We start from the raw sequence: 13,426 nt of genomic DNA, 5'->3' as shown, positions 1-13,426 counted from the left end.
TTGGGCTGTGGCGGACTGCCGGGAGGCGGTGGTCACGCCCTTTTTTCCTTTATAGAGCTATAAATTTTCGGGGCCCCGCAAAATTACGAAGCTAAGGTCCTTTTGTAGGTCCGTTTGTTGAATAACCCGGCTTTGACAGAAATATGCTACATTGGAAGCTGGGGACGGTTTAGAGGCACCGCAAGCAAGTGTCTGGATCATTATTAGGCTTGTAACTCAATTCCATGAAGATATTCCTAATACGAAAGGATGTCCAAGATGAATACGAGAACTGAGAAAGAGAAAATGTTAGCCGGAGAATTATACCTTGCTTCCGATCCGGAATTAACCAAAGACCGTGAGAACGCTAGAAAGCTGACCAGACTGTTCAATCAAACGATAGAAACGGATTATGATAAACGAACGGAATTGCTCAAACAGCTCTTTGGTTCAACCGGTGAAAACCTGTATATGGAACCGACATTTCGTTGCGATTACGGCTATAACATTCATGTAGGCAACCATTTTTATGCGAACTTCGATTGCGTTATTCTGGATGTGTGTGAAGTCCGTATCGGTGAAAATTGTTTTATAGCACCAGGCGTACATATTTATACGGCCACACACCCGCTAAATCCGTTTGAACGAGTTTCGGGGGCTGAGTTTGGGAAGCCTGTAACGATTGGCAATAATGTTTGGATAGGTGGAAGAGCTGTTATTAATCCCGGCGTTACTATCGGAGATAATGTGGTAATAGCTTCCGGGGCAATCGTAACCAAAGATGTTCCTAGCAATGTTGTCGTAGGAGGAAATCCCGCGAAGGTTATTAAGACCATCGATGTTTAATATCCTTTTTTTAACAAATGAATACCGATAATGAAAAAATAAGCCATCAGAGAGATGGCTTCAGGCTGTAGAAAAAACTAGTTTTGCGAGAACTATGCTATATATGGAGGTGGGGTATGCCTCGGAGGAGTTTACGTCCGCCTTTGAAACCCGTGAAAATACCGCTAAATCTAATCTAATTCATGGGTTTCAACAGCGGCTGGAGGGGTATACCCCACTGGAATATATTGGAAATGGTTCAAGCGTCATAGGTTTTTCAACAGAATCAAGCCACCGAAAAGGTGGCTTGAGTTAAGTCGAATGAGTGCAGTAATCGTGATCGATAAATAGAGAGGGGCCGCTGCATAGGCTTAATCTTATCTATCAAGATATTGGCCGCAAATCTTTTTAGCCGCTAATCTCGTCAGACATCGTAAGAATCACGGGACAGTGATCGCTGCCGAAGATTTCCGTATCTATTTGCGCATCCAGCAAGAAGGGAGCGAGTCGGGAGGAAGCCAGAAAATAATCAATGCGCCATCCGATATTCCGCTCCCTTACCTTGGGCATGAAGGACCACCAGCTGTAGACATCTGTCTGGTCAGGGTAGAAATGCCGGAACGTATCGAGAAATCCCGCCTCCAGAAGCTGCGTCATTTTCTCCCGTTCCTCTGGAGTGAAGCCGGAATTGTTTTGATTGGACTTCGGATTTTTCAGGTCTATTTCCTGATGCGCCACATTCAGGTCCCCGCAAACGATAACAGGCTTCTGTTCGTCCAGCTGTTGAAGGTAGGCGCGGAACCTTTCCTCCCACTCCAGTCTGTACGCCAACCGGGACAGGTCGCGACGGGCATTGGGAGTATACACATTGACTAGATAAAATGATTCGAATTCCAGCGTGAGAATCCTGCCCTCTTCTTCTTGGTCCTCTTCGATGCCGTATCGCACGGAAAGCGGCTCTATCTTGGTAAAGACGGCGGTGCCGGAGTATCCCTTCTTAACGGCGTAATTCCAATATTGATAGTAGGAATCTCCCAGCTCCAGGCTAATTTGTCCTTCCTGCAGCTTCGTCTCCTGAACACAGAATATATCGGCTCCGCATTCCTTGAAATAATCGTAAAAACCTTTGTTAACACAAGCACGTAAACCATTGACGTTCCAGGATACCAGTTTCATTGCTTTATCTCCTTACCGCTTACTTGTCATCTATTTATTCAGTGTATCATAGATTGATAGTTCAAGTAGAGGGGATGGTTCGTACCTGGATGCGCGGAAGGAAAGGAAGCAAAAAAAACCGCCCGCGGGTTACCGACGGACGGGTTGTTCCTTCTGCTGCTGATTTTTCATGATTGAAAAGCTTGCGTTTATAGCGGCGGGGCGGACTTGAAGCCTTCGGTCGATGCTTTGCGTCCCCAAGGCGTACCGAGGAAAGGCAGCGCCCAGCGGTCCAGCCCGTACCATCCTGCATTTTTCCATGCCAGCACCAGCCATGTGGCCAAAATAAATAAAATCGGGTTCGTGCTCAAGGTTCCGGCGAATAAGAAGCTGGCGTTCATAACGCCGCCGAAGAAGGCCGCGATGCCGGTTAACAGACCCAGGATCAATCCGAGTCCTACGAGCAGCTCGCCGAAGGCGACAACGAATCCGAACACCTTGGCATTTGGCAGTACGAAGTGCTCCAGAAAGCCCGCATACCAGCCGGTAACATCCTTGCCGGCCTCGGCTTTGGCTAATGCCCCCTTGATGAACCCTGTCAAAGCGGTTCCCGCCTTATCGCCGGTCCATGCAGGATTCGTTATTTTTCCCCACCCGGATGTAACCCAAGTGTAGCCGACATAGAGGCGAATGATTAACCAAATCAAACCTGCCCGGGTGCTGCTGAATAAAAAATGGGAAACGGGATTTTCGGGTATTACGATTTCGTGCTTGCTCATAGAATAACCTCCTCAATGTAAAACCGTTCGCTGTGGGATATATTGGATGGCTTTATTGTAGCTGGAGCTCGAATAATTATATGTGATATTTATCACAAGATGCCTGGGAATGTATTATTTCCATCATCATGGCCGTAACATCCAAGAAGTACCAGGGTTTATAAGGCTTTCCTTACTCCGGTAGGTTATAATCGTATCATAACGAAAAGGAGGAGGAGCAGAATGAGAATCGTAACGATTTCCGGCAGCTTGCGCAAGGTATCCTCCAATACAAGGGTGCTGCAGGCCGCAGCGGCTTTGGCGCCGGAGGGGATGGAGCTGGTTAGCTTTGAGGGGATAGGGGATCTCCCGCATTTTAATCCCGACTTGGATGGAGAGGCTCCACCGGCTCCGGTAGCCGTATGGCGAAAGACGCTGCAAGCGGCAGATGGAGTGATGATCTGTACGCCGGAATATGCGAATGGAGTGCCCGGCGTTCTGAAGAACGCCTTGGATTGGCTGGTCTCGTCGGGAGAGCTGGTGAATAAACCGACGGCCGTCATAAGCGCTTCCCCGCTAGCGACCGGAGGGAAGGTGGCTCATGCTTCCCTGATGCTGACTCTAGGTATGATTACCGCTCACCTGTTCGAAGGAGGACAGCTGTCCATCCCTCTCGTATCCAAAAAGATCAATGAGTTGGGCGAATGGACGGATGCGGAAACGGCTGAGGAGATAAGGCGATTGCTTGAAAGGATGTCGGATGCGGTACTAAAGCGGAGAAGCGAGTGAAATAGAAGGGAAATATTATTGCCCCTTCATGTGGTCTGAACTATAATCTTATATGAATAACACCGAAAGGAGGCAAAAAGCGATGGAAACTATCTTCACGTGCGATGCGTTGGGGAAAAGTGTAAAAGTTTCAGGAGATTTTCATGCAACGGGATACGTCTGCCCTTTTTTAGCTATACATGGTTTAGAAGAAGATAGCTACCGGACTTTTTTTGCCTTCATGCGTCATTAGCGAATATAAATGTTCCTAAATGAATGAATGGGTCGGCGCCGGTGCTGCTGCGGCGTCTTTTTTGTTTTCACGGATATTCTTTATACCGCGTAGAAAGGGTGAGCAAGCGTGGTTAAGAAAGCAGACGATCAAGCCTCCTAAAATAAACAATACTAATGATTTTAGGAGGCTGTCCAAAATGAAAGCAAAACCAAATAACCTTGCACACAATCGAGCATCCGTAAAAGGGTTCATAATGGTCCTTATCTTATCCTCTCTTTTGGCTGCAATCACGGTGGATATGGTGAATCCTGTTCTTGGCCTCATCGGCGATTCTTTACATGCTGCGAAGGCACAAGTAAGCTGGGTAGTAAGCGGAATTACACTTTTACTTGCCATTGGAATTCCGCTTTATGGCCGAATGTCGGATTTTTTTGAACTGAGGAAGCTGTTTGCTTTTGCCGCTTCCGTACTGGCGCTTGGAAGTTTGATTTGTGCCCTGGCTCCGAGCCTTCCGTTATTGGTGTTTGGCCGGATGGTTCAAGGGGCGGGAATGTCTGCGATACCGGTGCTATCGGTAGTCTCTATTTCTAAAGTGTTTGCAGAAGGAGAACGCGGAGCAGCATTAGGCGTTGTTATGGGATGTATCGGGATTGGAACAGCATTTGGGCCGATATTCGGAGGCTTTGTAGGGCAAGCCTGGGGCTGGCCTGCGCTATTCTGGATCGCTTTTGTACTGTCACTTCTTATCGTAGTCGGGGCTGTCTGTACTCTACCGGTAATAAAACCGGAAATTGAACAGGAACATGGACAAAGAATGGATTGGATCGGAGGCGTTCTGCTTGGCCTTACCACGGGATTATTCCTGTTTGGTTTAACGCAAGGGGAAAGCGTTGGCTTTACCTCTTTAGCTTCCTTAGGAAGTCTTTTTGGAGCCGTATGTGCCTTGGTTGCGTTTATTTGGCGTATTCGTACGGCAAGCGATCCTTTTGTACCTGCGATCCTGTTCAAAAACAGGCCTTATATTCACGCGGTCGCTGTGGCTTATTTATCGGCTTTTGCCTATTTTGCGGTTCTAGTATTTGTACCGCTGCTCCTTGTAGAAGCCAACGGACTTACCCCTGGAGAAGCGGGGGTAACGCTGCTGCCAGGTGGTGCGGCTGTCGCGCTGCTTTCGCCGTGGGTTGGCCGAATATCTGACCGTGCCGGGAGCAAACCGCTTGTCATTGCCGGGTTAATCGTGATGGGAATATCCACTCTGTTCTTGTCGATAGCTTCGGGGGCATCGGCCCTTTTGGTTTCGTTGGGGGTCATCGGGGTAGGGATAGCTTTCGCTTTCATTAACTCGCCCGCCAATAGTGCTGCTGTAGGTGTTCTTGAGAAGGCCCAGGTCGGGGCAGGAATGGGATTATTCCAGGGAGCATTATATTTCGGGGCGGGATCAGGAGCCGGCATCATCGGAGCTTTTCTGCATGCACGCAGCGATGCTTCCCATTCGTTAAATCCATTCTACAAGTTTGAGGCGATAGGTTATTCCGACTCCTTTCTGGCGGCTGCTATTGCAGTCATCTTCGCTCTGATAGCAAGCTTCGGCTTGAAGAGCGACAGGAAGTAACACCGTTCAAACCATACTGACTGTACTGAAGCAGCCTTATAGCGAGGCGGCTCGAACTGTCGGCAAAATCTTGCCGGCAGTTTTTTTTCGGGGGCTTCCGTATTTCCTGCCAGTATAGTTAAACGTTCGCAGGTCCCATCCGACTGGTCGAAATTGGAAGGGTGAGAAAACGGGTTCAAGTGGAACTTTTTCGGGTAACCAATCGTATAGAAGAAAGAGAGCCCTGCAGGCTTGTCCGGACGCTGGAGACGTAACGGAGGCAAACGCTGAGGGCTTCAAAAAAAGTTGCGCGATGCTTCTATTTGCTGTCGGTCATCACAGCTTGGTACTGCTCTTCCGACAGGATGCGTTTCGCTGTGACAAAACGCTTGGCGTAGTAGGAATCGCTAAGCTTGGTCACGGTAACGCCTTTGTTTGTGGCGGAATGGTAGAACTTTCCGTCACCAACATAAATACCGACATGTGAGATTCCTTTGCCATCCGTGTTATAGAACACAAGATCGCCTGGGCGTAGCTCATCTTGGGACACCGTTGTACCGATCGCTGCTTGTCCTTTAGACGTATGAGGCAAATCGATATCGAATTTTGCGAAGACGAAGGAAGTGTAGCCGGAGCAATCGAAGCCTTTTGCTGTGGTACCCGCCCATTTATAAGGCGCTCCCAGCTCTTCGTTCACGGCTTGACTTAGCGGCGTTTCCGCAAAAGCGCTTCCTACTTGAATGCTGCAAAACAGTGCCACAGAAACGGCAAAACCAAAAAACTTTTTCAAAGGAAATTTTCCCCTTCCGATGCCTACGAGGTTAGCTTAAGGGTTCGGTTGAAGGCTCCCTATGATCACTCTGTTGCGAGATCAATTCACCCGGGTATTTGGATCCCCCGTTTTCCGCTGTGGAAATTCGGCAATATGTACGTTATTTTTGTTACGACTACAACAATTCGATCAAATATGCAGTTTTCCTCCCGCCGTCATAAAAAGTTCACAATTATAAAGGTTTTTTTGCTATATTTCTCGAAATTTCTAAAAAAGCAGTAGATGAAAAGGTTTACAATGAAAAATCATTGGGAGGAAACGGGGTGTTCCCATTCATATTTCGACAAAATGCTGAGTCGTTTGACATGGGCGTCGTCCAAATCGTGGAACATTACTGTCTGTAGTGGGGATGCCCGATTTAGCGGGCTATTGACTTTATGGATAAAATCTGTTATCTCACATTGGATGGCATGAATTGGGATGTAACCCTGAACCCTAAAACATGAAAAAACCGTCGCAGCTTCCAAGGGGATGCGGACGGTTTTTTTGATATATTAAAATTTAGCGGATCAGTTAGTTTCTATCTGCCGGTCAGGACATCGGGGGAAGCTATTCGCTTTTGGCGGACCAAAGCGCGTATTGAGCCGTGATCTCCCACATTTTGCAGAACATATGGATGAAGCGGTAGGCTTGAAAGCCGAGAAGAGCAAGGAATCCGGCCCATATCATGGTGGATGTCACGACGGCGGCGGTAATAAGAAGGCCGATCAGCGTAACCGTGACAGCGATCAACAGAGCTGGAAGAACGTTGCGCAGCAGGAGGGATACGGAGAATAAGGATGACTTTCCGCATACTTTCCCGAATTGCAGATACATAAACAGCGTCTGCAGAATAAACATGTAGGCCAGATAGGCCCCGAGCCAAGGCAGCAATTCCTGCGCGGCCGCATACAGTGTTGCTTGCTTGCTGTACAGCTGAGCTGCTTTGGGGATCAGCCAGTACAGCGGGCCGAGCTGCAGCGCCATTTGGGCCAGGTAGTAGCCGAAGAACGGTAAGGTCAGCTCACGTATCCCTTGGACGAACCGGTAGCCGGCGTTTAATTCGGTATGCTTAAGTGAGTAGTATACGCCGGCGTTCAGCACCGGGGTGAGCAGCATGCGGGCCAGCAGCAGCCCGAGCCCCCACAGAAGGTAAGGCTGCACGAGGTCGGTCTTCGTCAATTGGAACTGGCCTTCGATCCAGAAGAGCTGTACCGCTTCACGGGCCTGCTCTTTGCCGGGATAGCGGCGGAGCAAGGGGAAGACGATGGAGTGGATCCATTCGAAGAGCCCGAGCCCCCACAGCAGATTATAAATAAATAGAGTGCATACGGTAAAAGGCTGGTTCCAGGCTAAGCCCAATCCTTTTTTTATTAAATTCAACATAAGCGCTTGCTCACCTCACCATGCGACCCAGCCGAACAAGGTCTCGATTAATTTGACCACACCGACATTCCAGCGAATGGATAGCTTGCTGTCCACATTAGTTTTCATAAAGCTGTTGATTCGCTTGTTTTCCAGCACGATAGAGTAATGCGGGTCGATAGAAGCGTAATCCAAAGGCGCCGTGTGATTCAGCTTGAACTGGACGTCGGCGTCGATCCCGTCCCAGGTTTTGTCAATTTGCGAGCCATCGGCAAAATGGAAGCGGATGGGAATCGTAGAATAGGTTCCCCCGAACCTTTGAATGCGGACCGTATTTTCATATAAGGGCTGTCCTTCCTGGACAACCTGCTTGCTGTGAATACCGGTCACGGCGTAGTCTACCATAAGGCCGTTATAGACATATTGATCGAAGAAGGCTGCCCAGCTCGTCTTGGTCACGTCCTCCAGTACTTTCTGGAAATCGGAGGTCGCCGGATGCTTGAACTTCCAGCGCTGGAAATAGGTCTTCATCACACGGTCCATCGTATCCCGGCCGATTTGCTGCTCTAGCGACTTTAATACCAGCTTGGCCCGGATGTAGACGTTCTCGGCATATTGATTGTGGCCCCGGTACCCCCAGGAATCCAGCTTGAGCGCCGCCGGAGAAGTCATGTAGCTGGACTCCACGAGCAGATTCGGCTTAACGCCGTACTCCAGCTCCATCAGCTTATCCTCGGCATAGGAGGTAAAGCCCTCATCCAGCCAAGCTTCCTCGAATTCGTTGTTCGCGACCATGCCATACCAGAATTGATGTCCAATTTCATGTACGATCACCCGCTCGAGCTCCAGGTCCGGCTGTTCGCTGGCTGCTCCCCAACCTGTGACGAGCGTCGGATATTCCATGCCGCCTGCTCCATTGCCGTTCTCGGGCGGTACAACGATCGAGAGCGTGGAGTACGGGTAGCTGCCGTACCATTGGGAGAACCGTGCCAATGCTTTTTTGGCGGCGGTCATGTAACGGTTTTTAAGCTGCTCGTGCTTGGGATCGAGATACAGCTTGATGCGGACGCCCGGAATTTGCTGGGTGGCGTAGGGCTCTTCATAATAAATGAAATGAGGGGAGGCGGCCCAGGCAAAATCATGCACGTCATCGGAGTAGAACGAATAGGTTTTCGTCTTCCCGTCGTCTGCGGGCGGCTTCGTCGGAAAGCCGGTGGCTGCAACCGTGTAGCTGGACGGCACTTTGATGCGTACGTCAAAAATGCCGAAATCCGCATAAAACTCCGAATTGCCGTGATATTGGTGCAAATTCCAGCCCTCGGCCGTGCGTCCTCTGGTACCTGCCGGCTCATAGACGGCTACCTTCGGGAACCACTGCCCAGCCATGATGAAATCGTCGGCGTACCCCATCCTGGCGAACACAGAAGGGAACTGAACGGAAAAGTTGGTTTTCAGCGTGATTCGCTCTCCGGGGTTCACCGCCTTGGGCAGGGTGATTTTCATCAAGGTCTGGTCATCCTTGTTACCGTCGTCGGGCTGAACATACTCCATTTTGGAGACGAGCTCCTCGCCCTCTAACGTTTTGATACTGCTGATGTCCATATTCCCTGTATTGTTTTCTGTGCTTTTATCTTCCCTCAGCTTGCCGCCGGACTCTTTCATGAAGGTCGTTTTTTTGGATTTGAACGCATTCGGGTACATGTGGAAGTAAAGCTCTTGTACCGGCTGGCTTCCGGGATTTTTCCAGGTCAGCGTCTGAGTGCCGGCAATCTGCTTTTTCGCCGCATCCAGCTCGACGTTCATATGATACTCGACGATGCGGGAGCTGAGCGGCTGCGGGGCAGGCTTCTCGATAGGCTTGGCCGGCAAGCTGGGAGGCGCCGGCGTTGCGGGCTCATTCATACGTGCTGCCACGGGCTTGGCCAGAGGCTGGAGCTGAAGACCCAGCGAGGAGCCGTCCGCTTGAGACAGATCGAATTGATACGGTTGAAAGTCGGGCTCTCCCTTCAATGATGAGGAGGTCATGGCGACGGGATTCGGTGCGAGCGAGCCTAATAGTGCCGCCCCCTCGCGCAGGTCGGATAGAGAGAATGGAGCTTGCTGCGGAAGGCCGCCGCCCGGCAGGGCTCGGCTTGCAAAGGTTGCTCCGCTGGCAAGGACTACGAGAAGACACCATTGCGCGAGTCGGTTGCCGATAACATTTTTCATCTATTTTTCACCCCGTTGACAAGCATCTACAGCATGTATATGTTTGTGGGACGAGGATTATTTCTGCTCGGTACAAAAGAAATTTTTCAGGCTGCTTACCCTGTCCGCTGAGGGCTGTATCAATAATTTTTCGTTTTTAGTGGAAATAGGGGGGGCATTTTAGCTAAAATAGAAGGAACGGGCAAGACGATAACATTAAAGACGGATGGTGCCATTAATGGATATAAATAAGGATCAAGCGGCGGATAAGCCGAAAAAATTGAACTCTCTCAACATTGTCAGCGGCAAGGTGGAGCATCGTGGCTTTGGCGCAGGATCTATCGACCTGAGCCAGCTGTCCAGCGTCATTATCGATGGGGACGAGGCGTATCTCGATATGGGAGCTCTGCATGCGAAGAGCAAGGTGGAGAAAGGTATCAAATTCTCGACGAACAAGGAGGACGTCCCGAACGGGCGCACCTGCTGGATCGTTTGGGTAGCGGCGGACCGCAGGGAATCCGGCTCTTATTATGCGGGTGTGACGTCCTGCGAAATGTCGGTCGATCCGGAGGCAAGACGCGGGTGGAAGATCCTGGCTGACCATGTAAACCGGATGGATTATGCGTTGAAACGCCGGATCATGCTGGAAAATTTGCCGACCCGGGAGAAGGCGGCCTTGCGAAAATTGCTTATGGAGTACAACCCGGAGATGTGGGAAAACTCAGATGAGGCGCTGAAGGAAGCGCTGGCATAAAATTATGTACATTATGTGACTTCCATTGTATAAGTCCTCGCGAACGATGTATACTATTGCTCAGTATATGCAACATATACTAGGACAGCAAAAAGGCAGACCTCGGTCTGCCTTTTTGTGTTGGACAAAAAATAGGATTATTCCTTCAAGCCGCGGTAACGTCCTGTTCGAAGCTCGCGGCTGTACGGTTCGAGCAGCGGAATATCGGCCTGCTCCGCCAGACGGACGGCCAGCTCGATATCATAAGGAACCCGGACAAGCTGGATGGAGAAGGCGGAAGGAACGGAGCTGTCGAGCTGCCCTTCCAATATGGCATAAGAGGCCTGCGGGATGTCGAGAGGGTTGCCTACGCTGCCTGCATTAAACAGCGTTCTTCCGCGCAGATTTTGGGAGTAGGCGTTGTGAATGTCTCCGTAGCCGACGACATCGGGCAGCTCGCTGCCATCCGTTCCTCCTGTCTGGTCGGTATTATGAAACATGGTGAGCCGGCTTTCCATTGAATCCCACGGCTGAATGCGCGTATACACACTGACCGGGGATGCGTGAAACAACCGGATCTTTTTGCCGCTCATCATAAAATCGTGGGAGAAGGGAAGCTGCCCGAGCCAGCGGAGGCGTTCCTCCCCTAACCGGCGCTGATGCCACTGGAGAACCTCGTCCTGACTGGGCTTGGTCAATAGATGATCCCAGTTTCCCATAACAACGACGGGACACAGCTCCTTGATGGTATCAACGGCTTCGGCCGGATGAGGGCCGGTACCGACCAAATCTCCCAAACAATAGATAGCCGTGACTCCCCGCTGGCGTATGTCCTCTAGCACTGCATCGAGAGCCGGAATGTTGCCGTGAATATCGGATATGACAGCTATTTTTTGCATTATGCAGCCCTCCTGGCTACCTGAAATTAAGGAAGATCCTGCTGCTCCTCACAGGTAATTGCATAAATATTATGATCCTCCCACACATCATGAATATGCAAGTAGTTTCGGGCTAAGCCCTCGTAACGAAACCCTGCTTTCTCAAGCACACGGATGGAAGGTGTATTGCGGGGCATAACAGCGCCTTGGACGCGATGCAGCTTCAAATGGTGGAAGGCGCAATGTACGGTCAGTTTGACGGCTTCCGTCGCATAGCCTTTGCCTGTATGCCCTTTATCTAAATAATAGCCGATATTAGCGTTTTGCCAAGGCCCCCGGAATACAGAGGATAGGTTAACGCGTCCAATTAAATGCTCGCTTTCATTCAAAAAAATACCGAAGCTGTAGCCGGTATCGTTTTGCGCATTTACCAGGCTTAGGCGAATTTGTTCCTCCTGGAACTCAAGCGTAAAATGGTTGTCCGGGCGGACCGGCTCAAACAGCCGGTGGTATTCCCGGTTCTCGGTGCGAAGGCGATGCAGCGCTTCGGCATCGGATAGAGCGAGGGGGCGTATATGGACAATGTCAGCTTGCAGCTTCATAGGCATAGCTTCTGTTCACCTGAGTTCGTTATGATTTGCCGTCAGAGGTGATTCTTCCGTCAGAGGTCATCACGGGAATCGGGTCCCCCAAATAAGTCGGTTTAGGCTTTAATAAATTTACATAAAGAAAGTCTTTGTTCCTGGCTAATACCTCGCGGGTTTCGTAGCGCGGCATCCCGGCGTATTGCTGCCTGTCCGAGGCGACGCCGTAAGCATCCAAACCCATTTGCCGGGCGGTATAGACAGCGCGCATCAGATGGTACTCCTGGGTCACGATCACGATTTTTTTTGCCTGGAATATATCTTTAGCGCGGTACATGCTTTCATACGTGCTAAATCCGGCGTGATCCATGAAGATATGCTCCGGTTCTACATTTCGCTGCTCCAGATAGCGTCTCATCGTATTGACCTCGTCGTAATCCATTCTGCCGTGATCGCCGCTCACAATGAACCGGTCCGCTTTGCCTGCCTCCTTGAGCTCAAGGGCCGCATCCAATCGGTCTCCCAGCATGCTGGATACCGAGCCGTTAGGATATACCCTTGCACCCAGAACAAGAATAGCCTCGGCCTTAGGAGCCTCCTCAACGCTGACAATGAACGGTGCCGCGGAGGATTTCACAATGCTGTTAATCGTGAATACAGTGAAGATCGGAGCGGCAATCAGCACGATGACAGCCGTAAGCTTCCATTTTAGCTTCATCATTTCCCAACCTTACCTATGGAAAAATTAGTTTGTATGGTATATAACGCGGCAAATGGCGCAAAAGTTTCTGATATCCGGCTAACGCTTGACCTGCATTGAAAATCATATTGTTAAAGCGAGAAGTCTGCTGCGGACAGGCTCTGGCAGCGGTTCCTGCAGCAGCTGCTGCAGCCTCTCCTGGTCCGCTCCGCATTCGGTCAAATAGGAGAATAGCTTATTCGCCTTCTCCTCACGGTTCATCAATGCATAGGCGGCCGCCCATACTTCGGGACTCCCCATAGGGATGCCTTCCCATACGCGGGAGGAATGGGAATACAGCCGGCATAATCCGGCATCCGTATGAATCGCGAAGCCGCCTATCAGATCTACAGGAAGGGAACCGTGTGTGATGGAAAGCCGGTAGCTGCTTGCAAAGGGATAATCCCCGCTGACGGCCCTGGTCCACGAAATTCCTTTCAGTGCTTTCTCCACATCCTCAAGCGGTGCCTCCGTCGTGATATCCCAGTCGCGAACCTGCTCTGTGAGCCCGAGGCTGTACAATAGGCCGCTTCCGCCGGAAGCATAAGGGATGCCGGCCGTATCCAGCCGCTCTGTGATGCTTTTTGCCGCAGTTAGAATGGAATGAAGCCCCATAAACGCACCTCCAATGTTGTCCTCATAGTATAGCATAGCTGTGTGTCATAATATGGAAGGAATTTGGCTAAAAAAGCAAAAAAGCCGCACCGTATCCGATGCGGCCAGGTCGTTGAAAAACCTATCATGCAGAAAATGGAAAAGGTGACAGGTGGGGTATCCCTTGTAGGAGCGATAGCGTTCGCCTTTGTTCTCGGGAAATC

Annotated in this window: 14 protein-coding genes and 1 riboswitch; of the genes, 5 read left to right on the top strand and 9 right to left on the bottom strand. The window is 50.4% G+C overall.

The genetic code is table 11. From position 1 onward, the window contains the following. Positions 1 to 258 precede the first annotated feature (258 nt). Entirely contained in the window at positions 259 to 825 is a 567-nt protein-coding gene (locus GGC63_RS14625) for a sugar O-acetyltransferase (protein ID WP_079911110.1), read from the top strand. 387 nt (positions 826 to 1,212) lie between these two features. Here GGC63_RS14625 and GGC63_RS14620 read toward each other — a convergent pair whose 3' ends face one another. Together GGC63_RS14620 and GGC63_RS14615 are read right to left on the bottom strand one after the other, a co-directional pair. Next, the gene (locus tag GGC63_RS14620; RefSeq protein WP_192702945.1) at positions 1,213 to 1,980 is read right to left on the bottom strand and encodes an exodeoxyribonuclease III; all 768 of its coding nucleotides are present in this window, start codon (positions 1,978 to 1,980) and stop codon (positions 1,213 to 1,215) included. 188 nt (positions 1,981 to 2,168) lie between these two features. After that, positions 2,169 to 2,738, bottom strand: coding sequence for a DoxX family membrane protein (locus GGC63_RS14615; protein ID WP_192702944.1), 570 nt, complete (start codon positions 2,736 to 2,738; stop codon positions 2,169 to 2,171). Between the two features lie 222 nt (positions 2,739 to 2,960). Here GGC63_RS14615 and GGC63_RS14610 point away from each other — a divergent pair, with 222 nt between their 5' ends. The 3 genes from GGC63_RS14610 (at position 2,961) to GGC63_RS14600 (ending at position 5,332) form a co-directional block, all read left to right on the top strand. Next, positions 2,961 to 3,506 (top strand): NADPH-dependent FMN reductase, encoded by a 546-nt coding sequence (locus tag GGC63_RS14610; protein WP_192702943.1) that lies wholly within the window; start codon positions 2,961 to 2,963, stop codon positions 3,504 to 3,506. Positions 3,507 to 3,588: 82 nt separating this feature from the next. Beyond that, positions 3,589 to 3,738, top strand: a complete 150-nt coding sequence (locus GGC63_RS14605; RefSeq protein WP_192702942.1) for a hypothetical protein — start codon at positions 3,589 to 3,591, stop codon at positions 3,736 to 3,738. Positions 3,739 to 3,916: 178 nt separating this feature from the next. Further along, positions 3,917 to 5,332 (top strand): MFS transporter, encoded by a 1,416-nt coding sequence (locus GGC63_RS14600; protein WP_192702941.1) that lies wholly within the window; start codon positions 3,917 to 3,919, stop codon positions 5,330 to 5,332. A 298-nt stretch (positions 5,333 to 5,630) separates the two neighbouring features. On the opposite strand, the gene GGC63_RS14595 is transcribed toward GGC63_RS14600, so the two are convergent. The 3 genes from GGC63_RS14595 to GGC63_RS14585 all read right to left on the bottom strand — a co-directional run bounded on the left by GGC63_RS14595 (position 5,631) and on the right by GGC63_RS14585 (position 9,695). Then, positions 5,631 to 6,101, bottom strand: a complete 471-nt coding sequence (locus GGC63_RS14595; RefSeq protein WP_079911105.1) for a C40 family peptidase — start codon at positions 6,099 to 6,101, stop codon at positions 5,631 to 5,633. Positions 6,102 to 6,106: 5 nt separating this feature from the next. Next, a riboswitch (cyclic di-AMP (ydaO/yuaA leader) is annotated at positions 6,107 to 6,244 on the bottom strand. Between the two features lie 448 nt (positions 6,245 to 6,692). Then, on the bottom strand, positions 6,693 to 7,508 hold the full coding sequence (locus GGC63_RS14590; protein ID WP_192702940.1) for a hypothetical protein: 816 nt from the start codon (positions 7,506 to 7,508) through the stop codon (positions 6,693 to 6,695). 15 nt (positions 7,509 to 7,523) lie between these two features. After that, complete coding sequence (locus GGC63_RS14585) at positions 7,524 to 9,695, bottom strand: M1 family metallopeptidase (RefSeq protein ID WP_192702939.1); 2,172 nt, start codon at positions 9,693 to 9,695, stop codon at positions 7,524 to 7,526. A 217-nt stretch (positions 9,696 to 9,912) separates the two neighbouring features. On the opposite strand from GGC63_RS14585, the gene GGC63_RS14580 reads away from it, so the two are divergent. Further along, positions 9,913 to 10,428: a YwhD family protein gene (locus GGC63_RS14580; protein WP_192702938.1), complete on the top strand. Its 516-nt coding sequence runs from the start codon at positions 9,913 to 9,915 to the stop codon at positions 10,426 to 10,428. A 137-nt stretch (positions 10,429 to 10,565) separates the two neighbouring features. Here the strand turns inward: GGC63_RS14580 and GGC63_RS14575 are convergent, their stop codons facing one another. From GGC63_RS14575 to GGC63_RS14560, 4 genes are all read right to left on the bottom strand, one after another. After that, the gene (locus GGC63_RS14575) at positions 10,566 to 11,306 is read right to left on the bottom strand and encodes a metallophosphoesterase family protein (RefSeq protein WP_079911101.1); all 741 of its coding nucleotides are present in this window, start codon (positions 11,304 to 11,306) and stop codon (positions 10,566 to 10,568) included. Positions 11,307 to 11,332: 26 nt separating this feature from the next. Continuing rightward, positions 11,333 to 11,887 carry a GNAT family N-acetyltransferase gene (locus GGC63_RS14570; RefSeq protein ID WP_192702937.1) on the bottom strand — a complete coding sequence of 185 codons (555 nt, stop codon included), beginning with the start codon at positions 11,885 to 11,887 and terminating at the stop codon, positions 11,333 to 11,335. A gap of 28 nt (positions 11,888 to 11,915) precedes the next feature. Then, the gene (locus GGC63_RS14565) at positions 11,916 to 12,590 is read right to left on the bottom strand and encodes a vancomycin high temperature exclusion protein (protein WP_192702936.1); all 675 of its coding nucleotides are present in this window, start codon (positions 12,588 to 12,590) and stop codon (positions 11,916 to 11,918) included. Positions 12,591 to 12,692: 102 nt separating this feature from the next. Next, complete coding sequence (locus tag GGC63_RS14560) at positions 12,693 to 13,223, bottom strand: hypothetical protein (protein ID WP_192702935.1); 531 nt, start codon at positions 13,221 to 13,223, stop codon at positions 12,693 to 12,695. Positions 13,224 to 13,426: the final 203 nt, after the last annotated feature.

The organism is Paenibacillus sp. OAS669, assembly GCF_014873645.1.
In the GTDB taxonomy this organism is placed as follows: domain Bacteria; phylum Bacillota; class Bacilli; order Paenibacillales; family NBRC-103111; genus Paenibacillus_S; species Paenibacillus_S vulneris.
Note: the sequence above shows the minus strand (reverse complement) of the source record. Positions and strands in the feature narration are given on the sequence as shown.

What these genes read in the sequence shown, in the direction of transcription:
- GGC63_RS14625 (WP_079911110.1), top strand. Translation starts at nt 259, where the DNA reads ATGAATACGAGAACTGAGAAAGAGAAAATGTTAGCCGGAGAATTATAC.
- GGC63_RS14570 (WP_192702937.1), bottom strand. Translation starts at nt 11,887, where the DNA reads ATGAAGCTGCAAGCTGACATTGTCCATATACGCCCCCTCGCTCTATCC.
- GGC63_RS14565 (WP_192702936.1), bottom strand. Translation starts at nt 12,590, where the DNA reads ATGATGAAGCTAAAATGGAAGCTTACGGCTGTCATCGTGCTGATTGCC.
- GGC63_RS14560 (WP_192702935.1), bottom strand. Translation starts at nt 13,223, where the DNA reads ATGGGGCTTCATTCCATTCTAACTGCGGCAAAAAGCATCACAGAGCGG.
- GGC63_RS14610 (WP_192702943.1), top strand. Translation starts at nt 2,961, where the DNA reads ATGAGAATCGTAACGATTTCCGGCAGCTTGCGCAAGGTATCCTCCAAT.
- GGC63_RS14600 (WP_192702941.1), top strand. Translation starts at nt 3,917, where the DNA reads ATGAAAGCAAAACCAAATAACCTTGCACACAATCGAGCATCCGTAAAA.
- GGC63_RS14580 (WP_192702938.1), top strand. Translation starts at nt 9,913, where the DNA reads ATGGATATAAATAAGGATCAAGCGGCGGATAAGCCGAAAAAATTGAAC.
- GGC63_RS14575 (WP_079911101.1), bottom strand. Translation starts at nt 11,306, where the DNA reads ATGCAAAAAATAGCTGTCATATCCGATATTCACGGCAACATTCCGGCT.
- GGC63_RS14605 (WP_192702942.1), top strand. Translation starts at nt 3,589, where the DNA reads ATGGAAACTATCTTCACGTGCGATGCGTTGGGGAAAAGTGTAAAAGTT.
- GGC63_RS14590 (WP_192702940.1), bottom strand. Translation starts at nt 7,508, where the DNA reads ATGTTGAATTTAATAAAAAAAGGATTGGGCTTAGCCTGGAACCAGCCT.
- GGC63_RS14615 (WP_192702944.1), bottom strand. Translation starts at nt 2,738, where the DNA reads ATGAGCAAGCACGAAATCGTAATACCCGAAAATCCCGTTTCCCATTTT.
- GGC63_RS14620 (WP_192702945.1), bottom strand. Translation starts at nt 1,980, where the DNA reads ATGAAACTGGTATCCTGGAACGTCAATGGTTTACGTGCTTGTGTTAAC.
- GGC63_RS14585 (WP_192702939.1), bottom strand. Translation starts at nt 9,695, where the DNA reads ATGAAAAATGTTATCGGCAACCGACTCGCGCAATGGTGTCTTCTCGTA.